Raw genomic sequence first — 22,552 nt, forward strand, 5'->3', positions numbered from 1 at the left:
AAATTATAAAGCTTTTCAGCCAAATAAGCATCAGATGATACAGGTACCGGTGTGTTTGGGCAAAACAATACGAAAAGTGGTGCCTTTACCCGGCTGACTGTTTAAAACAAAAATTTTGCCCTGATGGTATTGTTCAATAATTCGTTTGGTTAGGGTTAAACCAAGTCCCCATCCTCTTTTTTTGGTAGTAAATCCAGGCTTAAAAACAGCAGGCAAATTTTTTCTGCTAATACCTTTTCCGGTATCACTCACGTCAATCAAAACCTGTTCATGTGCTGTTTTTAATTGAATGGTAATTTTTCCTTTTCCTTCCATAGCATCTAATGCATTTTTTAGCAGGTTTTCAATTGCCCAATCAAATAAAGCAGGCGATATATGGGTGATTGCAGGCGCTTCAGATATAATCATTTCAAATTGTATTTGTTTGCCAGAGCGTTTTTTGATATAATCAACCATCTGCTCAATTTTCAACACTAAATCGGTCGGTTCTAATGCCGGTATGCTGCCAATTTTTCCAAAGCGGTCTGTAATTAAAAGCAGCCTGTTCGCATCTTTATCAATTTCGTTCACTATTTTATCTGTGCCGGGTATTTCTTTCAGCATTTCAATCCAGCCTTGCAAACTGCTTACCGGCGTACCCAATTGGTGTGCAGTTTCTTTGGCCATGCCAATCCATAACTGATTTTGGTTGTTCTGATAGGCCGTTCTTTGCGCTACAATTAAAAATATAAGGAACAATCCCACAATCATCAATTGTACAATGGGGTAATATCTTACCTCGTTCAATAAATGCGATTCGCCATAATAAACAATATTTTTTTGTGTGGAATCTAACGGGTTTTTCCATTCAATAGGTGTATGCAATGCTTTAAATGTATTGATTTTTTTGTGCAAATAAGCCGGATTTTTGAGTTGAATGGAATCTAAATTTCTACTATCCAATAAAACGCCTTTTTCTGTAACAACAATAATGGGAATATCCTGACTGTTTTCGGCTAATATCCGGCTACTTAAATTGGTGTCCGTTATAAGGTTAGAAGCATTGCTTTTAACCGCTTCGGCCCATTGCTCAATTTTAATTTGCTCTTCCTGTTTAATTTTATTGGCTAAGTAATTGGAATAGAAAATAGTGCCACTAATAATAAAAAGGGCAATAAGGGCAATGAGTGATTTCCAGTTTAGCCAGTATTGAATCATAAAGCAAATACGTATTAAAAATAGGCAAAATAAGCATATTTGTAATTTGCCTGCATAGCGTTGTTTTTCCGGTAATAACGCGTCAAACAACCTAAATTAACGAATTAACGGCTTAACCCTTAGTTTTGCAGCCTGTAAAACCCTAAAAAGAATGATTAGTGTTAGAAACATTACACTGGCTTATGGTAAGCGTGTTTTATTTGATGAAGTAAATGTAAATTTTGTTAAAGGAAATTGTTATGGTGTAATTGGCGCAAATGGCGCAGGAAAATCAACTTTTCTTAAAATTTTAAGTGGTGAAATAGAACCGAATAAGGGAACCGTTGATATTACTCCGGGTGAGCGGATGGCTGTTTTAAATCAGAATCAATTTGCTTTTGATGATTATACGGTTCTTGAAACCGTGTTAATGGGGTACAAACGTTTGTGGGATGTGATGCATGAACGGGATGCCCTTTATGCAAAAGAGGATTTTACGGAAGAAGATGGCATGAAGGCCGGTGAATTGGAAGCCGAATTTGGTGAAATGGGTGGTTATGAGGCCGAAAGCAATGCAGGAAGCCTTTTAAGTAGCCTTGGTGTTAGTGAAAATATACACCAAAGTTTAATGAAAGATATTCCAGGTACTTATAAAGTACGGGTTTTACTGGCACAGGCACTATTTGGTAACCCGGATATTTTGTTATTAGATGAGCCTACCAACGGGTTAGATATTGAAACAATTGGCTGGTTGGAAAATTTTTTAGCTGATTATGAAAATATTGTTTTGGTTGTTAGTCACGACCGGCACTTTTTAGATGCAGTTTGTACCCATGTAGCTGATGTTGACCGCGCTAAAATTAAAGTATTTACCGGTAATTACACTTTCTGGTACGAATCCTCTCAGTTAATGCTTCGCCAGATGAGTGATAAGAATAAAAAAGTGGAAGAAAAACGTGCTGCCTTACTTGATTTTATTGCCCGCTTTTCGGCCAATGCCAGTAAAAGTAAACAGGCTACTGCACGAAAAAAAGCATTAGAAAAATTAACTATTGAAGAAATTGAACCTTCCAACCGTAAATATCCCGGCATTATTTTTCAGCCCTTACGCGAGGTGGGTAATCAAATATTAAATGTTGAAAACCTTTCTGCGAAAATTGATGGCAACCTGCTTTTTTCAAAAGTGAATTTTACGGTAAACAAAGGAGATAAAATTGCTTTTTTTAGCAGAAATCCAATGGCTGTAACCCGTTTCTTTGAGATTATTAATGACCATTTAAAACCGGAAACAGGCAAATATGAGTGGGGTACCACCATAACCAAAGCTTATCTTCCATTAGAAAATAGTGAATTTTTTGAAGACGGGCTTACATTAATGGATTGGTTGCGCCAATTTGTACCGCCGCATGTTACCGATGCGGATGAGCCTTTTTTAAGAGGATTTTTAGGAAAAATGCTATTCAGCGGGGATGATATTATGAAGAAAACGAATGTTTTAAGTGGTGGTGAAAAAGTGAGGTGTATGATTAGTAGAATGATGTTGCAAAATCCGAATCTCATCATTTTAGATCAGCCTACCAATCATCTTGATTTGGAAAGTATTCAGAGCTTTAATGAAGGTTGTCAGAATTTTTCGGGAATTGTATTCATTACATCGCACGACCACACTTTTATGCAAACTGTTGCTAACAGAGTAATTGAGTTAACACCCAATGGTATTATTGACCGCCTTACCACATTTGATGATTATATGGAAGATGCACGTATTCACGATCTAAGGGAACAATTGTATAAATTGTAAAATGAACTGTATGCATGAAAAATGGCAGGAACTGCGCATTGCTATTGTTACAGGTACTTTTGCAGAAAATGTTTAGGATGTTATAAAACTCGTCTTATTTTCGTAAAATGAATGGTTTGGAAAATTTTCCAACAGTAGCAGTAGTAATTCTCAATTATAATGGTGCACATTATTTGCAGCAGTTCCTGCCTTCTGTATTGGCTTCTACCTATCCCAACAAAAGGATTATTGTTGCCGATAATGCTTCTACAGATCATTCTATCTCAATTGTACAAGCAAATTTTCCGCAGGTTGAAATTTTGATGAATCAACAAAACGATGGTTTTGCGGGAGGTTACAACTGGGCTTTACGCCAAATTGATGCTGCATATTATATTTTATTAAACTCAGATGTATCGGTTACACCGCAATGGATTGAACCGGTTATTGCATTAATGGAAGCAGATGATACGATTGCAGCCTGCCAACCCAAACTGTTATCTTATTATGCACCAGAACAATTTGAATATGCAGGTGCTTGTGGTGGATGGATGGATGCTTTAGGATATCCATTTGCAAGGGGTAGGGTTTTTGATAATATGGAAATCGATGCCGGTCAATACAACACCGTTACACCTATATTCTGGGCAAGTGGTGCTGCATTGTTTATTAAAAGCAAAGTGTTTCATGCTTTTAATGGTTTTACCGACTCGTTTTTTGCACATCAGGAAGAAATTGAATTATGTTGGCGCATACAACTGGCAGGGTATAAAATTTTTGCATGCCCGGAAAGTGTAGTATATCATGTTGGGGCAGGTACTTTGCAAAAGGGTGGGAGAAAAATTTATTTAAACTTTCGCAATAATTTAATGATGTTGGTAATGCATTTACCACCAAAAGAAAAATACTGGAAATTAACACTCCGCTTTTTTTTAGATGCATTATCTGCATGGAAAAGTTTGCTGAATGGCAATACTGCATTTTTTACTGCTGTTGCTCAGGCTCATTGGTATGTACTTAGGCATTTACATAACATAAAAGCACAAAATCAATTAAAAAAACCATTGAAGTCATTGCAAGGTGTATATTCGGGCAGTATAGTATGGCAGTATTTTTTTAAACACAAAAAAACCTTTGCAGAAATTGTTGAAAAGAAGCGCTCATAATTTAATCAGGTACCTTATTTTTGCACAGCAATTGAAACACTATGTTACAAGAAATGAATGAAAACGCCAAGAAAGATGTTACCCGCAACTGGGTAAGTACTTCCAGATTTTTATTTTACCTGCAGGTATTTTGTATTGTAGCCTTCTTTTTAGGAGGTTGTTATAAATTGTACCAAAAACGTTACAAGGGTAAACCGGATGTAGAAATTCAGGGTAGCACAAAATATACACCCGAATACAAATAATTTTTACAAAAAAATTTTGTTGGGAACATTAGATACCTAAATTTGCACTCCCAATAAATTAGTTCTTACAAAAATAAAAAGCGGAAGTAGCTCATTTGGTAGAGCACAACCTTGCCAAGGTTGGGGTGGCCGGTTCGAGCCCGGTCTTCCGCTCTGAAAAATATTCCATCGTTTTTTGGATGGAATTTTTTTTGGAAGCCCTGGTGGTGGAACTGGTAGACACGCAGGACTTAAAATCCTGTGGTCAGCAACGGCCGTGCGGGTTCAAGTCCCGCCTGGGGCACAAGAAAGTCGGTGATAATTTCTATCCCGACTTTTTTTATTGCTGCAATGCTTCTAAAATTTATTGGTGATACACGTATTTAAATCGCGCTACCAATTGGTTTTCTTTGTTTCTGCAAATATCCTCTTCTTTTAAACCTGCACTATTGTAACTGTAATTCCATACCAAATAACTATTATTGTTTGGAGAAATCTGTGTCATACTGCTTAACTGTCGCATTGAATTGTATTCAAACAAATAATCCGGTAATAATTTTCTGGCATTTCTGTTAAAACGAACAATATCTGTCAGCAAGTGCATATCGTTATAATAGTAATAATATGTTTCTATTAATCTTCCCATTCTAATCCATTTTTCCTCTGCTACATTGCCATGCTCATCATACGTAAAATGAACAAAAGTAGTATCTAAATTATTTTTAATTTTAATCATATCTGCCGGTGCACCACCAGATAAATAATGCCAGATATGTTTTTCTGTATTTTGGTAATGATAGATACTGTCTTTTGTAACAGATAGAATTTCGGTTATATTATTTTTTGCATCATAAGTATAGTTGGTAGTTGTTTCAATGTGGTTGGTACGTTCAATCGTATTGTTCACCAAATTGTTTTTATAATAGGTGATAAGCGTAGATTTTTCTCCGGTAGCATTTTGTGTACTGAGTATCATTTTAGTCCAATTATTTGTAAATAATTGTTGTAAAGCAAACCCTTTGGCCGGCTCATTATTTTCATCAAAGCTTTGTACATCTATACTTTTAATTTTTTGGTTTTTGATGTGTATATAGTTTTGGATACTTTGTTTGGCAGCTATAATATCGTTATAATAATATTGTGCATGTGCCCACTGGCAGCTCATGAATAGTATAATCAAACTGAAGTAATGCATGAATGTTTTTATATCAAATGTATATCTATATTATACAAACTCAAAAAAATGCAAAACTATGCACGCTTATAACCAATTTGTTGTGTACTTTTAATGAACCGTAAACATGCTCCTGTGTACTTGTTTGATATAGTTTTTTAGTGCGGTATGCTTGATAATAAAAACAAATTTATGGCAGATAATGTTGATTTACAAAGATTGGTAACCATCATGGATGAACTGCGAGAAAAATGTCCATGGGATAAAAAACAAACACTTCAATCTTTAAAACCAATGACCATTGAAGAAACCTATGAATTGGCAGATGCAATAGATACCGGCGATTGGGAGTCTATCAAAGAAGAATTGGGCGATCTTCTGTTGCATATTGTTTTTTATTCAAAAATTGCAAGTGAAATAAATGCATTTAGTATGCAGGATGTAATTGAAAAGATTTGTGAAAAACTAATACATCGCCATCCGCATGTTTATGGCAATATTGTTGCCAAAAATGCTGAAGATGTGAAAAAAAATTGGGAACAAATTAAATTACAGGAAGGTAAAACAAGTGTACTTTCTGGTATTCCGGCAGCTATGCCCGCATTAATAAAAGCTACCCGAATACAGGAAAAAGTAAAGCAGGTAGGGTTTGATTGGCAGCAGAAAGAGGAGGTTTGGGATAAGGTAACAGACGAAACCAATGAATTGCTAGAGGCTGTAGCTTTAAATGATGCAAAGCATATTGAAGAAGAATTTGGAGATGTATTATTTAGTCTGGTAAATTTTGCACGATTTTTGAACGTTGATCCGGAAACAGCACTGGAAAAAACCAATAAAAAATTTATACGAAGATTTAAGGGTATGGAAAAAATTGCAACTGAACAAGGGCAAAATCTTGCTGATTTAAGTCTGGCTGAAATGGATGTGCTGTGGAATCAGGTTAAAGCGCAAATTAAAAATGAACCATCTTGATTAAGATAATTAAACATGCAGCATACCGGCATGGCTATTTGATGATTATAGCTGCATGGTTGTTTACCTTTTCATTTATATTATCTAATTATTTTACCTATTATACTTCTCCGGTAAAAGTTCAAACAAAAATTCAACAATATTTATCGCATAGGGAAAATTCATTTATACAATTATCTTCTGATAAAGTATTATTAAGTGGATTATTGAGTGATAGTGTTTTATTGCCCTCTGAATCTAAACCACTGAACCAAAATTTTGGTTTTTTTATCTACACGTTTAATGATTTAAACCATGCTATTTTAAGCTATTGGAATACCAACCAATACTATGTAGATGATGCAGATTTGTATCATCCAAATACCATTCATTTTGTAAACTATCAAAACGGTTATTTTGAATTAATTAAGAAATACATTTTTTTAGGAGGCAAAAAAATAATGGTGGTTGGTTTAATTCCAATATACCATGCCTATTTTATACAGAACAAATATTTACAACCTGATTTTGATGGTTTTCAAGGTTTGGGAAAATTATATGAAATCACTAGTGTGCAGGATGGATATCCCATTTACGGTTTAAATGGAACAGCACTTTGCGGCATTCAGCTTCAATCAGGCAAAACGTTTTCTCCCTATAATACCACCACCATCATTCTAAGAACCCTGAGTATTATACTACTATTATTTTTTTTAAATGCCATTGCTATTGAATTGGCCGGGCATGAAAAGGCTTTACAGGGTTTTGTTATTTTATCGGTATCTGTTATCACACTGCGTATACTCAGTTACTATTTTCCTTTTCCTTTTGATTTTTCTCAACTGCCGCTTTTTGATCCGGCTATCTATGCATCCAATGCCATCCATCCCTCATTAGGCGATTTATTAATTAATGTAGTGATATTATTCTGGCTGATTAATTTTTACAAGAACAATTTGCACCTACAGTTAAAACTTCATTTTTCTGAAACTGTTATGACCATAGTTGCATATGTGCAAATCATTATTCTGGGTGCCATTTGCTTTCTGTTTGCAGGTATTATTAAAAGTCTGGTACTTGATTCTAAAATTTCATTTGATGTAGCAAACTTCTTTAGTCTGGATATATATACCGTAGTTAGTTTTGCCATTTTATGTTTACTTACGCTTTCATTTTTTTCTGTTGCTCAATTATTATTAGGAAGGGTGTATTCCAGAAAAATTCCACTGAATATTCAATTGTTTATTATAGCAGTAGAGGGTTTATTATATGCAAGTATAAAAATTGGGGGATCATCTACCATTACCAATATTGCAGTATTAGCCTGGTTATTGGTTTTTTTTATTATTTTCTACTACCGGCAACATGATATTGACAGACCATTGTATCACACTACATTCTTTATTTTTTGGGTAATGTTTTTTGCTGCATCTGTTGCAGCTATGGTCATGTATCAAAATAAACTGGTTGAAATAGAGCAAAGAAAACGTATTGCAGAAAAATTAGCATCGCAGGCCGATCCATCCGGAGAAAATTTGTTGAATATTGCCATGACCAATTTTGATGACCGGTTTTTATTACAAAATTTTGATCGGTTAGATTCTGATTTTACCAATAAGTATTTAAAAGATAGTCTTATCAGTAGTAATTTCTCTGGCTATTTAAATAAATATGAAACACACATCTATACTTTCGATAGTTTATTCCAACCATTGTATAATGATGATTCAACCAATTATGCAACCATCCGCACCATTGTATTGCGCAGGGCAAAATCTACTTCTATTCCGGGTTTGTATACTTACACTACAAATGGCAATCGGTTAGGCTATCTTTTTGAAAAAGATATTAAATCATCTGAAAATAATGTGCTTGGTTATTTCTTCGTAATTGTGATTCCCAAAAAATTTGCCAGTGAAGCATTATATCCGGAATTGTTTACACAAATAAATTATTTTTCTAATGAATTAAATGGGAATTATGCCTATGCAGTGTACAACAATGGAAAAATAGTGAGTAGTTATAATGATTACAGTTTTCCTATACAGGTCAATAAACAAATGAGTAGTTTGGCGCAGTTTAATGTAATCAATAAAAATGGTTATAATGAATTATGGTATAATGCCGAAAATGGCAGGCAGGTACTCATTGTTCGGAAAAACGAATGGATATTAGAATCACTCACACTATTTGCCTACCTGTTTTGTTCATTTTTATTATTAATATTTTTATTAAATACCGTTCAGTTTCTGTTGTTAAAAAGGTTTAGCTGGAAGGAAATTAAAACATCATTTGTTTTCGATATTCGTTCTCAAATCAACCTTACCATTATTTCTATTAGCCTGTTTTCATTCATTGTAATAGGTGCTGCCACCATTTCATTTTTTATAAACCGTTTTAATAAAAATAAAGAGGATAAACTGTTTAAATCGGTACAGCTCATCGGTACTGAAATTCAAAATAAAATAAATGCTGAAATGGTGTTTGATGATGGTGTGGGAGTGAATGATTTTACTACCGGTGGTGTGCGTGAAAAAAAGATTATTGACATTGCAGAAATGCATAATGTAGATATAAATTATTATGATGCTGCAGGAAATTTAAAAGCATCTACACAACCTTACATATACAACAAGCATTTATTAAACAGCAAAATGAATCCACTTGCTTATTATGAATTGCATCATCTAAAAAAATCTCGATTTGAACAAGATGAGCATATTGGCACCCTCAATTTTTTAAGTGTGTATACTCCCATTATTGATGAACAGGGTAATACCTATGCTTATTTAAATATACCATACTTAAATTCACAAGCTGAATTGAAGCAGGAAATCTCTGGTTTTTTAGCTACACTGATTAATTTGAATGCATTTATATTTTTAGTAGCCGGAGCCATTGCATTTTTAATTACGAATAGAATAACTGCATCTTTTTCATTGATTGCTGATAAAATGAAGGCTATATCGCTTGGGAAAAAGAATGAAGAGATAACCTGGAAAAAGCAGGATGAATTAGGCGTTTTAATTCAGGAATATAACAGAATGGTGCACCAGTTAGAGGAAAGTGCCGATGCATTGGCTAAGAGTGAACGGGAGGGAGCATGGCGTGAAATGGCAAGGCAGGTTGCACATGAAATCAAAAATCCTTTAACTCCCATGAAACTAAGTATTCAGTTTTTGCAAAATGCCATTAGCGATAAACAACACGATCCGGAGCAACTGAATAGTTTAACCAATCGGGTTACGCAAACTTTGATTGAACAAATTGATCAGTTATCTAAAATTGCCGGCGATTTCTCACAATTTGCAAATATTGGTAATGTACAATTAGAAAAATTTGATGTTTCAGATGTGTTGCGCAGTTTGGTGCAATTACATAGTGCAGACAATTATGTAAAAATTTCATGGAAAAAAGAAATGGGTAATTATGGGTTGTATGCCGATAAAACGCAAATACAACGATTGTTTACTAACCTTATCAAAAACGCATTTGAAGCAGTAGAAGGTGTCTCCACCCCAACGGTGCACGTGTATCAGGCAAATGTTGCCAACCATATTTTAATTTCTGTAACCGATAATGGTTCCGGAATTCCTGATGAATTCATCGGGAAAATATTTTCCCCAAATTTTACTACAAAATCATCTGGTACAGGTTTAGGTTTGGCTATTTGCCGTGGTATTGTAGAAAAAGCAAATGGTAAAATTTGGTTTGTAACCAAACAAGGCATTGGTACTACGTTTTATGTTCAAATTCCTATTCATGCAGCAACAGATTAGCCATTTCTTTTTTTGTGTTGTTGTGCAATAAAGCTTTCAAACTGTGCTAAAGAAAAACTACTTAGATTCTGTGTATGAGTTAATCCGGCTTTTTGTGCAACCAATACCCCATATCTACAATCATCAAAACCTTCAATAGCATGCGCATCAGGATCAATTGATATCAAAACGTTTTTTTGCAACGCTGCATCTATGTACCTCCAGTCAATATCCAACCGTCTGGGGTGAGCATTTAATTCAATGGCTACCTGGTGCTTCGCACAGGCATCTATAATGGCAGTATGATTTATCGGATACCCTTTTCTGCTTAATAATAACCTGCCCGTTAAATGCCCTAAAATACTGGTGTATGGGTTTTCAATGGCCTTCAATAAACGGCTCATTGCTTTTTCTTCCGTCATTTTTAAATTAGAATGAATGGATGCAATTACAATATCAAAAAGTTGCAGAATGTCATCTGAATAATCCAATGATCCATCATTCAGGATATCGCTTTCAATACTTTTAAAAATTTTAAATGGTGCTAATGATTGATTTAAAACATCAATGGCTGCGTGTTGTGCCCGAACACGTTCTTCCTGTAATCCATTGGCATAAAATGCAGATTTTGAGTGGTCGCTAATTACCAAATATTCATACCCTTTTTCTTTGGCAGCAATGGCTATCTGCTCAATGGTATGTTGCCCATCACTCCAATTGCTATGGCTGTGTATAATACCTTTTATGTCATTGATCTGTATAGGTGTTGCAATTTTTGTGGTTTTATATTGTTGGATAATTTCCGGAAGTTCTCTTTGATAAACTGGTATTACTGCAATACCGGCTGCTTCAAATATTTTATTTTCATTTTCATAGTATTTGTCATCTTTCCATACAAATTGTTTTTCCCATTCCACTAAAAATTCATTACTGCAACTGGTAATAAAATAATGGTAGGTGAGTTTTTGCTTAGAAGTTAAATAAAAAATTAATTTTATATTTTCGGTTCCTTTAAACACTAATTTATCGGGTGTGTCAACCTCAATGGTATATTGGTTTGTTACAAAAAAATTTTTTAAGGCATCGGGTTTTGTTGTAGTAACCCATTCTGCGGCATCAATGGTTTCTAATTGCCGTTTGAAAGCGCCGGTTAATACAAATGAATCTTCTGGAAATACTTTGGTTAATTTTTGATGATAAGCCTGAATATAAGTTTCAACTTGTTGATACAAAAAATTACCCAGATTATTTAAATAATAATTGATGTTTTCTTTAATACTTTCCTGCGTTTTTGCGCCAAAGCCTTTTAATAAGGTTAGTCTGTTTTCGTTGCATGCATACAACAATTCACCAATAGTTTCTATTTCTAAATTTTTCCAGATGCTGTTAATTTTTTTTGGTCCCAATCCTTTTATTTGCAGCATTTTAATAATGCCGGGCGGTGTTTTTTGAATATATTCCTGTAAAATTTGTAATGATCCGGTTGTTAATTGTTCCTGAATTTTATTACCAATGGCTTCACCAATACCTTTAATATTGAATATTTTATTGGCAGGTAATTGAGAGAGTTGTTCGGGCAATTTTTCTATTACAAAAGCTGCATTGGCATACGATTTTGATTTGAAACTGTTTTCTCCATGTATGTCAATTAATTTAGAGAGCAAGGTAAAATTATCTGCTATGGCATAGTTGTCTAACATGAGCTGAGTAGTTAAAAATGAGTGATAAATGTAATAAAAAAAGTCCCGATAAATCGGGACTTGTTAGTTGTTACTTCTTTTACAAGAAGATTACTTCTTTTTTGCAGCGGCTTTTTTAGGAGCAGCTTTTTTTGCAGCAGCTTTTTTAGGAGCGGCTTTTTTTGCAGCGGCTTTTTTAGGAGCAGCTTTTTTTGCAACTGCTTTTTTAGGAGCAGCTTTTTTTGCAACTGCTTTTTTAGGAGCAGCTTTTTTTACAGCTTTTGCCATAAGTTGAAATTTAATGGTTAGTTAATAACCTAAAATTAACAACTATTCTGGTATTGCAAAATTTTTTTTTATGCAGTAGCTTCTACAGGCAAAACTGAAATGATGGTTTTGTTATTTCTAGACTTTTTAAATGCAACAATTCCATCTGTTAATGCAAAGATGGTAAAGTCTTTTCCAACACCAACATTTTTTCCGGGATGGTAACTGGTACCGCGTTGACGTACGATGATGTTTCCGGCGATAGCCGGCTGGCCACCAAATATTTTTACCCCTAAGCGCTTACTGTTCGAGTCGCGACCATTTTTTACACTGCCTTCACCTTTTTTGTGTGCCATAACTTTTTTGATTTTGAAAATTAAAACGGTATCAGATTATGAAGTCTGAAATTGTTTTAACAATTTAAGCAATACTTTCAATTTTAATTTGAGTATAGTGGGTACGGTGACCATGCTTTTTACGAAAACCTTTTCTTCTTTTCATTTTAAAAGCAATAATCTTATCTCCCTGCACCAATTCATTTACAATTTCAGCTTTAACTACAGCATTCACTGCATTACCTACTGAAAGTGTGCCTGCATTATCTACCAGTAAAACGTCTTTAAATTCAACTTTATCACCGGTTTTGGCTGCTAAGCGGGGAACATACAAACTATCTCCTGCTTGTACTTTAAACTGTTGACCTGCGATTTTTACAACTGCTAACATAACTATCCAAAATTAGGACGGCAAAGGTAATGTTTCAATACCAAAAATTGCAAATTTTTTCAAAATAATTGTTCTTCAACCCTTATTTTCTGATAAAATTAATACCTTCTTTGATAGAAAGGTGTTGTATAATGCTATTTTTGTGCTTTTTATAGTAGATGCATACCCTCCATTATGAATTTAAAATCGTTATTAGCCCGTCCGTTTGCTTTTCATATTCATAAAACCATTCGTAAAAGTATGCTCAGTGCTGTGGCTGATCAGGAAGCCATTTTCAAAATGCTTTTAAAAGTGGGCAAAAACACCAAATTCGGTAAAGATCATCAAATGCAGGAAATTAATAGCTATGCCGAATTTGCTGAAAAAATTCCGATTCGGGATTATGAGCAGTTTAAACCCTACATCGAAAAAATAAAAGAAGGTACCCAAAATGTTTTGTGGAAAGGCAAACCTATTTATTTTGCAAAAACCAGTGGCACTACCTCGGGAATTAAATACATTCCCATTACCAAAGATTCTATTCCTAACCACATTAATACTGCCCGTAATGCTTTATTATATTACATGGCCGAAACCGGAAATTTTGATTTTGCAAAGGGAAAGATGATTTTTTTAAGTGGTTCGCCGGTTTTGGAAAGGGTAGGCGGTATTCCTACCGGCCGGCTAAGCGGTATTGTAAACCATCATGTACCCAGGTATTTAAGAGCCAATCAATTACCCAGCTTTGAAACCAACTGTATTGAAGATTGGGAAATGAAATTAGATAAAATAGTAGAAGAAACCCTGCATGAAAATATGACGCTCATTAGTGGAATTCCCCCATGGATGCAAATGTATTTTGACAGGCTTATTGAAAAAACAGGAAAACCAATTGCAGAAGTATTTCCAAACTTCAGCATTATGATTCAGGGTGGTGTAAATTTTGAGCCCTATAAGCAGAAATTGTATAATAGCATTGGTAAGCAAATTGATTGTTTGGAATTGTTTCCTGCCAGTGAAGGTTTTTTTGCTTTTCAGGATGACTCCAATGCACCGGGTTTATTACTAAATACCAATAGTGGTATTTTTTTTGAATTTGTTCCGGCCAATGAAATTTTCAATGAAAAGCCTACCCGGCTTACCCTTGCTGATGTAAAGATTGGTGAAAACTATGTTTTAATTATAAGCAGCAATGCTGGATTATGGGCTTATAATATTGGTGATACGGTTAAATTTGTCAGCACCAATCCATATAAAATTTTAGTAACCGGACGCATTAAACATTTTATCTCTGCTTTTGGGGAACACGTTATTGGGGAAGAGGTAGAATATGCTTTAATGAAAGCAGCCAATGAAGAAGGAATAAAAATTATTGAATTTACAGTTGCGCCCAACATTGCAAAAGAAAAAGGCAATAGTTTTCATGAATGGTATATTGAATTTGAAGAAACGCCGAAAGATATGGCGGCATTTGCCTTAAAAGTTGATAATAATTTACGCGCCAAAAATGTGTATTATGATGATTTAATTAGAGGAAATATTTTGCGTACATTAGAAATAAAGCCCTTACAAAAAAATGCATTTATTGATTATATGCGTTCTATTGGAAAACTGGGAGCACAGAATAAAGTGCCTCGTTTAAGTAATGATAGAAATATTGCCGATGCATTACAAGCCTTTGTAAAATAGAAAAATCATTTGCCAAACAACGGTATGCACCAAAATATAGGTATACAAAATACCTGTTAGTGCATATTTGTGGTAAATACCTTATTTTGTACTTTTTTGCGTACTTTTTTAATTCTAAAATTCAATGACAATAAAAAAAAGAATTGCTTTATTTGGCTCAACAGGCTCAATTGGTACACAGGCATTAGAAGTGATTGCAGCTAATCCTGATAAATTTTCTGTTGAAATATTAACTGCCCAAACCAACGATACATTATTGGTGCAGCAGGCAATTCAGTTTAATCCAAATTGTGTAGTAATAGCTGATGAAAGAAAATATATTGCAGTGAAAGAGGCATTGGCACATACTCCAATAAAGGTTTTTGCAGGTGAAAAAGCTTTGGAAGAAGTAGCAGCAATGAATTGTTATGATATGATGTTGGCTGCTATTGTGGGTTATGCAGGATTAAAACCTACACTCACAGCCATTAAGCATCAAAAAGCCATTGCACTGGCTAATAAAGAAACATTGGTAGTAGCAGGAGACATCATCATGCAAAAAGCATTAGAAAATAAAGTGCCTGTTATTCCGGTTGATAGTGAACATTCAGCTATTTTTCAATGCCTTATTGGCGAAGGAAGAAATAAAACTGAAAAAGTGGTGCTTACTGCAAGTGGTGGCCCTTTTTTAGGGAAAAAACCAAATTTTTTGGTGAATGTAAAAAAAGAACATGCATTGCAGCATCCTAATTGGTCAATGGGTGCAAAAATCAGTATCGATTCTGCTACTTTAATGAATAAAGGTCTGGAAATGATTGAAGCAAAGTGGTTGTTTAATTTATCTGCTGATCAAATTCAGGTAGTGGTGCATCCGCAAAGTATTATTCATAGTATGGTGCAGTTTGAAGACGGGAGCATCAAAGCGCAGATGGGCCTACCCGATATGAAACTACCTATTCAATACGCATTGGCATTTCCGCAACGAATTCCCAATAATTTTCCCCGTTTTGATTTTAAAAAAGCAGCAACACTTCAATTTGAAGAGCCTGATTTACGCACCTTCCGCAATTTGGTATTGGCAACGGAAGCACTATTTAAAGGCGGTAATCTTCCCTGTGTAATGAATGCAGCCAATGAAATTGCAGTATATGCTTTTTTAAGAAACAGGATTGGATTTTTGGATATTACTGAAATGATTGAGCAAACCATGAATAAAATTACCTTCATTGCCCAGCCCACCTTGGACGAATACTTTGACAGTGATGCCGAAGCGCGTAATTTTGCAGCTTCTTTAATTCAGATGTAACGGAACTGATATAAAAATAGGTTCAAATAATCAACTGAATGGCAATCATTTTGTTGTATAAAAATTAAAAGTCAACTAAATATTAAAATTGAATGAGTCTTTTAGTAATTGATTGGAGTGTAGTGGGAATTAAAGCAGGACAATTTATCCTGTCATTTTCTATCCTTGTTATTTTGCATGAGTTGGGGCATTTTTTACCTGCAAGATGGTTTAAATGCAGGGTTGAAAAATTTTTCCTTTTTTTTAATCCCTGGTTTAGTTTATGGAAGAAGAAAATAGGTGAAACGGAATATGGTATTGGTTGGGTTCCTTTTGGCGGCTATGTAAAAATTGCCGGAATGATTGATGAGAGTATGGATAAAGAGCAAATGAAAAAACCACCTGAGCCTTATGAATTTCGTGCAAAGCCCGCCTGGCAACGGCTAATTATTATGTTGGGTGGGGTAACAGTGAATATTTTATTGGCCATTGTTATTTTTGTTGGTATTATGTATACCTGGGGCGAAAAATATATACCTGCACAGAATTTAAAATATGGGGTGTATGTAGATAGTCTTGGGAAAAAAATTGGAATGCAGGATGGCGATAAAATAGTGGCAGTAGCAGGTAAACCTGTTGAAAAAATTGGAACGGTAGGTTCATTAATTATTCTAAACCAGGCTACAAATATTACCATTGAAAGAAATGGAAAAGATACCATTTTAAATGTACCTCCCGGATTTATTGAACAGTTAAATAAAAATAAGCTGGGTGGGTTTACCTATGTTCGTATTCCATTAATCGTAGATACCGTGCTTCTCGGAACACAAATAAACAGTGATGCTGCTATACATAAAGGCGACAGGGTTATTGCCATTAATCAAATACCTGTTTCGTATAACAACCAGGCATTTGATGTTTTGAAAGATTTAAAAAATAAAAATTCCATTCAGTATACCCTGATTCAAAACAATACTGATACCATTCAGGCTACTGTTGTAAATAATACCAATCCTAAAATCAAATCCGGTATTGGCTTTCAGACACCTGACGAAGTATTGGGTACCGTGCAAATTAAATATTCTTTTTTACAGGCCATTCCGGTTGGTATTGAAAAATGCTACAGTACGCTCATTAATTATATTAGCAATCTTAAATTATTGTTCACTTCTAAAGAAGTAAAAGTAAACGATTCTTTAGGAAGTGTAATAAGTATTGGTGGTATATTCCCTGGTGTGTGGGACTGGCAGTCATTTTGGACCTTAACTGCCATTTTTTCAATTATCCTGGCATTTATGAACGTGTTACCCATACCAGCTTTAGATGGCGGCCATGCCTTGTTTACATTGGTAGAAATGATTACAGGAAGAAAGCCGGGCGATAAGTTTATGGAGTATGCGCAGATGGTTGGCATGATTTTGTTGTTAAGTTTAATGGCTTATGCACTTGGCTTGGATTTTTTACGAATTTTTAGTCATTAAAATTTTAAATAGCAGGTGTTTACAGAATAAAGTACCTTTGTATAAGAAATTGAATAAGTTCTTTGATTTTTTCAACTACCCGGGCCTGTATTGGTTTCGACAGCATAGGTTACGGTAAGTGGAAGCATGCAGTGCGTTGGGTAATTAGCACTTAAATCTGAATACTCAAACTTTAAATGGCAATACACAGTATGCCATGGCTGCCTAATTAGTAATTAGTCAGTCATTCGGGCCGCCGCACAGGTTTATCTGTTACCAGGTGCCGCCGCCGACTCAAAACAAACACAGGTTGCTGCAATAGAAGGCTGTGACTATTGCAAAAGAATATACAGCTAAGCATTGAATTGGTTTGTTCATTTCCGGTTCATTGCCGACAATTAATAATGAAATAAGCATGTAGAAGACTTATGGTAAATATGTTTGGACAGGAGTTCGATTCTCCTCAGGTCCACCTGAGGCGATTTTTGTCATGAAATCGCCTTTTTTTTGAATATCAAGGAGGTTTTTTTCCTTGAGAATCAATGAGTTATGAGCAAACAATGGCATTATCCAAAAAGTTCGATAACACCCCTCAAAGTAGTAAAGCTTTCTATCGAACAATTTATTCAAGAGCTGCTGCTTCTCAGGCAGAGCTGCTAATTGGTATACATAATTTAAGTCGGTACATTTTTCAATATTGTTGTTTAAAATGAAATAAGATTGGTCTAAATCGCCAGTAAGCTTATTGATACGGTCTGACTATTTTAATAACGGGTGAAGCTTTAAAAAATGAACCACAATAACGCCAAGAAATATTAATAAGAGTAATGCCACAATAAGGATGATGTTCTGAAACTGACGTTGTTGGAAAAACTGGTATCTTTTTTTTCTGGTATGCTCTGTTCTTCTTCGTAATTGTTTTTGTAATTGTTTTACTGATACTCTTAACGCTTTTTTATCAGTAAAAGTTTCTAAACCTTCTATGGCTTCTCTTAAAAAAGCTGAAGATTCCATTTCTTCTTCAAATGCATGCATGGCCCTATCTGAAAGATTGCCTTCAAGATAGTGAAGAATTGTTTCTTCAGTAATTGGGAGCTGGTTATTTGTTTTAGTTGTTTTTTGTGTCATGGTATCGCATCTTTAAATGAAATCAGCTTTTGGTAAAATACTATTCAGGCTGTTTTCCCGATGGTGTATGTTGTTGTTTTTTTTCAACCAATAATTTTAAATTTCTTTTCCCATTTTGTATATGGCTTTTTACTTGTAATATGCTGTATCCGGTTATTGCGGCAATGGTTCTGTAACTTTTCTTTTCCAAATAAAAAAGGGTTATGCATTTTTTTTGTTCTTCATTTAAATCATCTAACGCATTTTCAATGCATTGCAATAGTTTTTCTTTTTCTAATAATTCAGCCAAATTACCTTCAGCTTCAAGTAGTGGTGCTTCTTCCTGTAGTGTATAAGTAATTTTTTTATCTCTTAATTGCATCAGGCAATAATTTCGGGCAATCATGTATATCCAACTTTTAAAATATTGTACTTTATATTTTGGCAGTTCTGTCATCACTTTCAAAAATATTTGCTGAACAGCATCTTTAGCTGCTTCCTGATTTTTTAAATATTTCATACAGGTACCCAGTAAGAGTATGGTGTACCGTTCTAATAAAATACCTATCCATTCTGTATTGCCATCAGCATAAAACTCTTGCAGCAAAGCTTCATCGTTAATATGTTGGTATTTATTCAACTTCACAATTTTAAAATAAGCATTTTTATTTAGATGCGCATTTATCTTTAATCCATAAATTGCTAAAAATTGATTCAATGAGTTTTGCAGTTTGTATAGTAGCCGTTGCACCTGTAAGAATAGAACCTACGCATAAAAGTGAGATGGTAACTGAGTTGTTATTTTTAGAATCTGTTACGGTATTAGAACGATTACAGGATTTTATAAAAGTGAAATGCCATTATGATGGTTATGAAGGTTGGTGCCAGCAAATACAGTTGGTTGAAACAGCATTTTTACCCGAAACATACGGATGGCATCATCAACCCATTAATGAGGTAATCATCAACAATCAGTTAACGAGAGTGAGTATGGGTACAACCTGGAATGATACAAGTATATCCTTACCTCCGTTTGATATTTCATTTAAAGAGGCAAAACCACCCGCTCATTTTGATTTTACGGAACAAAATATTCAACGAATTACCCGTGCTTTTTTGGGAACACCGTATTTGTGGGGTGGAAAATCTGTTTTTGGAATTGATTGTAGCGGATTTACCCAACAGGTGTTTAAGCTTTTCAATATAGTTTTACCGAGAGATGCCTATCAACAAGCAGCATTGGGTAAAAGTATTGGTTTTTTGGAGGAAGCCAATTGTGGCGATCTCGCATTTTTTGATAATGAAGAAGGGCATATTACCCATGTTGGTATTTTATTCAATACACACACTATCATTCATGCATCGGGTTATGTAAAAATTGATGCAATTGATGCGATGGGAATTATATCAACGCTGCATTCAAAGCGTACCCACCGATTGCGCTTGATTAAAACTTTCAGGGAATAGGGAAAGTATTGGGCGCTTTAAAATGAAATGGTGTTGAGGTAAATTTTATATAACATCTAACGCTTTTACAAAAAATGTGCAAACCAATGGTAAAGCCAACCAGAAATAGGGACGTACATCCGGAGAAATTAGCATAAAAATAATCAACACCAAAGAGAGTAAAAATAATATCCAGTATTTTCCGGTTGAAGTTTTATTTTCCATTTTGATGAATTTTTAGCAAAAATAAGGTTTCAGGAATTTATAAATCAAAAAGATTCTTTTACTTTTTTTCATACAATATTGGTACCAGCTAATAAACTAAAGGTGATAATTGCAAGTACCATAAGAGTGAGTAACATGTATAGCAAATCTTTTTCAATTAAAAAACCGATAAAAGAAAAAATAATTCGTGCAATCGGTGTAAAAATCAATACCATAATGCCTAATTGTATAATAGCCTGCCCTTTCCATTCTTTTAGACCCTTAAATATTTTTGTAACTGCATTAAACATGCTTTTATCACCTGTGAAAGTTGCATACTCAGGAATTTGCATACCATGTTTGTATAAGTAAATGATACCTCCAATTACAACAATGATGGATGAAATAATTACGCCCAATCTTAAAAGATTACCCATTGCAAATTCCAAATCATCATCTTGTAGAATCTTACGCATGGTTTAAAATTTTTTTGTAAAGCCGTTGTATAACATTTCCAGCGCAATGGCAATAATTACAAAGGCAAAAATATTTCTTAATCGGCTGGTTTTGGCGTTTGTTAAAAATTTTGAACCAATCCATGCACCACCTAATACACCCAATGTAACGGGAAAACAAAGACCCGGGTCAATATAGCCTCGGTATAAATAAATGCCGGCACTGGCAGCAGCGGTTACACCAATCATAAAATTACTGGTGGTGGTAGATACTTTAAAAGGAATACGCATAATATTATCCATCGCCAATACTTTTAATGCGCCAGAACCAACGCCTAACAACCCTGATAGTAAGCCTGCACCAATCATTGTAAAAAAACCGCCAACTACATTGGTTACAGTATATGCAATTTCGCCTTCAGGTGTAGGGTAGGTGCCATTTAATTTAAAAGTTCTGGCTAATTTACTTTTATCAGTTTGTTGTATGGCTTCACTTTTCTTTTGTAAAGAAACATATGCTGAAAACATAAGGATACATCCAAATATAATGGCGATTGTATTAGTAGGTGTATACACTGCAACATAAGCGCCTAAAACGGCTCCGGTAGTAGTGGCAATTTCAAGAAACATGCCCAGTCTGATATTGGTAATGCCTTCTTTAACATACGCAGCAGCTGCACCTGATGATGTTGCAATAACTGCTACTAACGATGCGCCAATGGCATACCGTATATCTACACCAAATAAAAGTGTTAACATGGGGATGATGACAAATCCACCACCCAAACCAGTAAGTGAGCCCAGAAAGCCTGCCAATAATGATCCTAAAAAAATAAGTAAGGTAAAGGTTAAAATAGTCATTGAATGCACATGTATGATTAAGCGATAGAATTAAGAAAGTGAAAAAATGGGTTATTTACCGAATTTAATCTTATAACCTTCTATCGCTTCTTCAATTACTTTTAGTGCTTTGGTTTTATCGCCAAATTCCTCTACTACTACTGTTTTATTTTCTAATTTTTTATATTCTTCAAAAAAGTGGCGGAGCTCATCAAAAAAATGCCGGGGCAATTCCTCAATGTTGTTATAATGGTTTACACTTGGATCGTTGGCAGCAACGGCAATGATTTTATCATCCGCATCACCACTATCAATCATTTGCATTACACCAATCACTTTAGCTTCCATCAATGTTAATGGGGTAACAGGTAGCGAGGTAATGACCAGAATATCTAATGGGTCTTTGTCGTCGCCATAAGTTTGTGGTATAAATCCGTAATTGACAGGGTAATAAAATGAAGAATAAATTACCCGGTCTAATTTCAATAAACCGCTGGGCTTATCTATTTCATATTTACATCTGCTGCCTTGAGGAATTTCAATCACTGCAGTTACAACTCTGGGTGCATTTTCTCCATAATGAACGCCATGCCATGGGTGAAGTACTGTCATCATATTCAATGGTTATCTTTTTTATAAATTACCGTCAAGTGTATATTTTAAATCAACCTGCCATTTCCCGTCTTTCAAAATTACTTTTACTTTATGCGCAACATTATCGTACGAGTTGGCATAATTAATAATGGTTTCTGTGGGCGCAACATCTTCTATGCTATTTATATTAATTGAAGCAGTTTGATATTGGTTCCTGATTTCAGCAGGCTTATTTTTGTATGTTATTTCAACTTTTCTTAGGATAGCATTATTTTCAGCATCCTGCAACATGTAAAAATTAGCCTTTTTAAAATCACCTTTTAAATAAGCATCAATAAATTCCCGGCCTGCATCAAAAGCATTTTCTGCTGCGGGGTAATTTTTATTGGATTGGCAGGATATCAATACCAATGTAAAAATGAATAATAAATATTTCATATTGATTGAATGCTGCAAAGGTATGGTTTGATTTGCATACAAAATTAGTAGGGCATTCCGTTTCTGAGCAAAGAAGCAGAATTTTTTACCTATTGAAACTTGAGAATTGAATAGGAGATATCCGGTTTTCAAAAATTAATCATGTTTTTTTCTACTGAATTGATAGTGCACATAA

Annotated in this window: 22 protein-coding genes, 2 tRNA genes and 1 other RNA gene; 12 read left to right on the forward strand and 13 right to left on the reverse strand. The window is 34.6% G+C overall.

Annotation, left to right across the window (positions count from 1 at the left end; translation table 11 throughout):
* Positions 1–30 precede the first annotated feature (30 nt).
* On the reverse strand, positions 31–1,197 hold the full coding sequence (locus EO766_RS04840) for a sensor histidine kinase (protein WP_074418412.1): 1,167 nt from the start codon (positions 1,195–1,197) through the stop codon (positions 31–33).
* 151 nt (positions 1,198–1,348) lie between these two features.
* On the opposite strand from EO766_RS04840, the gene EO766_RS04845 reads away from it, so the two are divergent.
* The 5 genes from EO766_RS04845 (at position 1,349) to EO766_RS04865 (ending at position 4,650) form a co-directional block, all read left to right on the forward strand.
* Positions 1,349–2,977, forward strand: a complete 1,629-nt coding sequence (locus EO766_RS04845; protein ID WP_074419479.1) for an ABC-F family ATP-binding cassette domain-containing protein — start codon at positions 1,349–1,351, stop codon at positions 2,975–2,977.
* 116 nt (positions 2,978–3,093) lie between these two features.
* Positions 3,094–4,122: a glycosyltransferase gene (locus tag EO766_RS04850; protein WP_245634902.1), complete on the forward strand. Its 1,029-nt coding sequence runs from the start codon at positions 3,094–3,096 to the stop codon at positions 4,120–4,122.
* A gap of 41 nt (positions 4,123–4,163) precedes the next feature.
* A complete protein-coding gene (locus EO766_RS04855) occupies positions 4,164–4,367 on the forward strand; it encodes a hypothetical protein (protein WP_074418409.1) in 204 nt (67 codons plus the stop codon).
* A gap of 80 nt (positions 4,368–4,447) precedes the next feature.
* Positions 4,448–4,520 (forward strand) — tRNA-Gly (locus EO766_RS04860).
* A 44-nt stretch (positions 4,521–4,564) separates the two neighbouring features.
* A tRNA-Leu gene (locus EO766_RS04865) sits at positions 4,565–4,650 on the forward strand.
* Positions 4,651–4,710: 60 nt separating this feature from the next.
* Here the strand turns inward: EO766_RS04865 and EO766_RS04870 are convergent.
* The gene (locus EO766_RS04870) at positions 4,711–5,541 is read right to left on the reverse strand and encodes a hypothetical protein (RefSeq protein ID WP_141676805.1); all 831 of its coding nucleotides are present in this window, start codon (positions 5,539–5,541) and stop codon (positions 4,711–4,713) included.
* 171 nt (positions 5,542–5,712) lie between these two features.
* On the opposite strand from EO766_RS04870, the gene mazG reads away from it, so the two are divergent.
* Entirely contained in the window at positions 5,713–6,492 is a 780-nt protein-coding gene (gene mazG / locus EO766_RS04875; RefSeq protein ID WP_074418416.1) for a nucleoside triphosphate pyrophosphohydrolase, read from the forward strand.
* Complete coding sequence (locus EO766_RS04880) at positions 6,489–10,250, forward strand: sensor histidine kinase (protein WP_074419481.1); 3,762 nt, start codon at positions 6,489–6,491, stop codon at positions 10,248–10,250. The genes mazG and EO766_RS04880 overlap by 4 nt, the downstream gene beginning before the upstream one ends.
* Here EO766_RS04880 and EO766_RS04885 read toward each other — a convergent pair.
* The 4 genes from EO766_RS04885 to rplU form a co-directional block, all read right to left on the reverse strand.
* Positions 10,247–11,929, reverse strand: coding sequence for a DNA polymerase/3'-5' exonuclease PolX (locus EO766_RS04885; RefSeq protein ID WP_074419482.1), 1,683 nt, complete (start codon positions 11,927–11,929; stop codon positions 10,247–10,249). The two genes, EO766_RS04880 and EO766_RS04885, sit on opposite strands and share 4 nt — an antisense overlap.
* A 90-nt stretch (positions 11,930–12,019) precedes the next feature.
* A complete protein-coding gene (locus EO766_RS04890; protein WP_179853206.1) occupies positions 12,020–12,196 on the reverse strand; it encodes a hypothetical protein in 177 nt (58 codons plus the stop codon).
* 68 nt (positions 12,197–12,264) lie between these two features.
* A complete protein-coding gene (rpmA, locus tag EO766_RS04895) occupies positions 12,265–12,531 on the reverse strand; it encodes a 50S ribosomal protein L27 (RefSeq protein ID WP_074419483.1) in 267 nt (88 codons plus the stop codon).
* A gap of 64 nt (positions 12,532–12,595) precedes the next feature.
* Positions 12,596–12,901, reverse strand: coding sequence for a 50S ribosomal protein L21 (rplU, locus tag EO766_RS04900; RefSeq protein WP_074419484.1), 306 nt, complete (start codon positions 12,899–12,901; stop codon positions 12,596–12,598).
* Between the two features lie 174 nt (positions 12,902–13,075).
* On the opposite strand from rplU, the gene EO766_RS04905 reads away from it, so the two are divergent.
* The 4 genes from EO766_RS04905 (at position 13,076) to ssrA (ending at position 17,768) form a co-directional block, all read left to right on the forward strand.
* Complete coding sequence (locus EO766_RS04905) at positions 13,076–14,569, forward strand: GH3 auxin-responsive promoter family protein (RefSeq protein ID WP_218330690.1); 1,494 nt, start codon at positions 13,076–13,078, stop codon at positions 14,567–14,569.
* A gap of 124 nt (positions 14,570–14,693) precedes the next feature.
* Complete coding sequence (locus EO766_RS04910) at positions 14,694–15,854, forward strand: 1-deoxy-D-xylulose-5-phosphate reductoisomerase (protein WP_074420866.1); 1,161 nt, start codon at positions 14,694–14,696, stop codon at positions 15,852–15,854.
* 92 nt (positions 15,855–15,946) lie between these two features.
* A complete protein-coding gene (gene rseP, locus EO766_RS04915; protein WP_074420867.1) occupies positions 15,947–17,314 on the forward strand; it encodes an RIP metalloprotease RseP in 1,368 nt (455 codons plus the stop codon).
* 81 nt (positions 17,315–17,395) lie between these two features.
* Positions 17,396–17,768, forward strand: a transfer-messenger RNA (tmRNA) gene (gene ssrA / locus EO766_RS04920).
* 284 nt (positions 17,769–18,052) lie between these two features.
* On the opposite strand, the gene EO766_RS04925 is transcribed toward ssrA, so the two are convergent.
* Positions 18,053–18,421, reverse strand: a complete 369-nt coding sequence (locus EO766_RS04925; protein ID WP_074420868.1) for a hypothetical protein — start codon at positions 18,419–18,421, stop codon at positions 18,053–18,055.
* Between the two features lie 40 nt (positions 18,422–18,461).
* Positions 18,462–19,118 carry an RNA polymerase sigma factor gene (locus tag EO766_RS04930; protein ID WP_287100786.1) on the reverse strand — a complete coding sequence of 219 codons (657 nt, stop codon included), beginning with the start codon at positions 19,116–19,118 and terminating at the stop codon, positions 18,462–18,464.
* Between EO766_RS04930 and EO766_RS04935 the strand changes: the two genes are divergently transcribed.
* Complete coding sequence (locus tag EO766_RS04935; protein ID WP_074420869.1) at positions 19,118–19,867, forward strand: C40 family peptidase; 750 nt, start codon at positions 19,118–19,120, stop codon at positions 19,865–19,867. The genes EO766_RS04930 and EO766_RS04935 overlap by 1 nt on opposite strands.
* 45 nt (positions 19,868–19,912) lie before the next feature.
* Here the strand turns inward: EO766_RS04935 and EO766_RS04940 are convergent, their stop codons facing one another.
* From EO766_RS04940 to EO766_RS04960, 5 genes are all read right to left on the reverse strand, one after another.
* Positions 19,913–20,071, reverse strand: coding sequence for a hypothetical protein (locus EO766_RS04940; RefSeq protein WP_179855922.1), 159 nt, complete (start codon positions 20,069–20,071; stop codon positions 19,913–19,915).
* 68 nt (positions 20,072–20,139) lie between these two features.
* A complete protein-coding gene (locus EO766_RS04945) occupies positions 20,140–20,526 on the reverse strand; it encodes a DUF1634 domain-containing protein (RefSeq protein WP_074420870.1) in 387 nt (128 codons plus the stop codon).
* 3 nt (positions 20,527–20,529) lie between these two features.
* On the reverse strand, positions 20,530–21,366 hold the full coding sequence (locus EO766_RS04950; RefSeq protein ID WP_074420871.1) for a sulfite exporter TauE/SafE family protein: 837 nt from the start codon (positions 21,364–21,366) through the stop codon (positions 20,530–20,532).
* A gap of 51 nt (positions 21,367–21,417) precedes the next feature.
* On the reverse strand, positions 21,418–21,960 hold the full coding sequence (locus EO766_RS04955) for an inorganic diphosphatase (protein ID WP_074420872.1): 543 nt from the start codon (positions 21,958–21,960) through the stop codon (positions 21,418–21,420).
* Between the two features lie 18 nt (positions 21,961–21,978).
* Positions 21,979–22,377: a hypothetical protein gene (locus tag EO766_RS04960; RefSeq protein ID WP_143439544.1), complete on the reverse strand. Its 399-nt coding sequence runs from the start codon at positions 22,375–22,377 to the stop codon at positions 21,979–21,981.
* Positions 22,378–22,552: the final 175 nt, after the last annotated feature.

Source organism: Hydrotalea sp. AMD, assembly GCF_004100315.1.
Classification (GTDB): Bacteria; Bacteroidota; Bacteroidia; order Chitinophagales; family Chitinophagaceae; genus Hydrotalea; species Hydrotalea flava.

Coding starts and splice junctions, on each gene's coding strand:
- EO766_RS04840 (WP_074418412.1), bottom strand. CDS start 1,197: ATGATTCAATACTGGCTAAACTGGAAATCACTCATTGCCCTTATTGCC.
- EO766_RS04845 (WP_074419479.1), top strand. CDS start 1,349: ATGATTAGTGTTAGAAACATTACACTGGCTTATGGTAAGCGTGTTTTA.
- EO766_RS04855 (WP_074418409.1), top strand. CDS start 4,164: ATGTTACAAGAAATGAATGAAAACGCCAAGAAAGATGTTACCCGCAAC.
- EO766_RS04870 (WP_141676805.1), bottom strand. CDS start 5,541: ATGCATTACTTCAGTTTGATTATACTATTCATGAGCTGCCAGTGGGCA.
- mazG (WP_074418416.1), top strand. CDS start 5,713: ATGGCAGATAATGTTGATTTACAAAGATTGGTAACCATCATGGATGAA.
- EO766_RS04885 (WP_074419482.1), bottom strand. CDS start 11,929: ATGTTAGACAACTATGCCATAGCAGATAATTTTACCTTGCTCTCTAAA.
- EO766_RS04890 (WP_179853206.1), bottom strand. CDS start 12,196: ATGGCAAAAGCTGTAAAAAAAGCTGCTCCTAAAAAAGCAGTTGCAAAA.
- rpmA (WP_074419483.1), bottom strand. CDS start 12,531: ATGGCACACAAAAAAGGTGAAGGCAGTGTAAAAAATGGTCGCGACTCG.
- rplU (WP_074419484.1), bottom strand. CDS start 12,901: ATGTTAGCAGTTGTAAAAATCGCAGGTCAACAGTTTAAAGTACAAGCA.
- EO766_RS04905 (WP_218330690.1), top strand. CDS start 13,076: ATGAATTTAAAATCGTTATTAGCCCGTCCGTTTGCTTTTCATATTCAT.
- EO766_RS04910 (WP_074420866.1), top strand. CDS start 14,694: ATGACAATAAAAAAAAGAATTGCTTTATTTGGCTCAACAGGCTCAATT.
- rseP (WP_074420867.1), top strand. CDS start 15,947: ATGAGTCTTTTAGTAATTGATTGGAGTGTAGTGGGAATTAAAGCAGGA.
- EO766_RS04925 (WP_074420868.1), bottom strand. CDS start 18,421: ATGACACAAAAAACAACTAAAACAAATAACCAGCTCCCAATTACTGAA.
- EO766_RS04935 (WP_074420869.1), top strand. CDS start 19,118: ATGAGTTTTGCAGTTTGTATAGTAGCCGTTGCACCTGTAAGAATAGAA.
- EO766_RS04940 (WP_179855922.1), bottom strand. CDS start 20,071: ATGGAAAATAAAACTTCAACCGGAAAATACTGGATATTATTTTTACTC.
- EO766_RS04945 (WP_074420870.1), bottom strand. CDS start 20,526: ATGCGTAAGATTCTACAAGATGATGATTTGGAATTTGCAATGGGTAAT.
- EO766_RS04950 (WP_074420871.1), bottom strand. CDS start 21,366: ATGACTATTTTAACCTTTACCTTACTTATTTTTTTAGGATCATTATTG.
- EO766_RS04955 (WP_074420872.1), bottom strand. CDS start 21,960: ATGATGACAGTACTTCACCCATGGCATGGCGTTCATTATGGAGAAAAT.
- EO766_RS04960 (WP_143439544.1), bottom strand. CDS start 22,377: ATGAAATATTTATTATTCATTTTTACATTGGTATTGATATCCTGCCAA.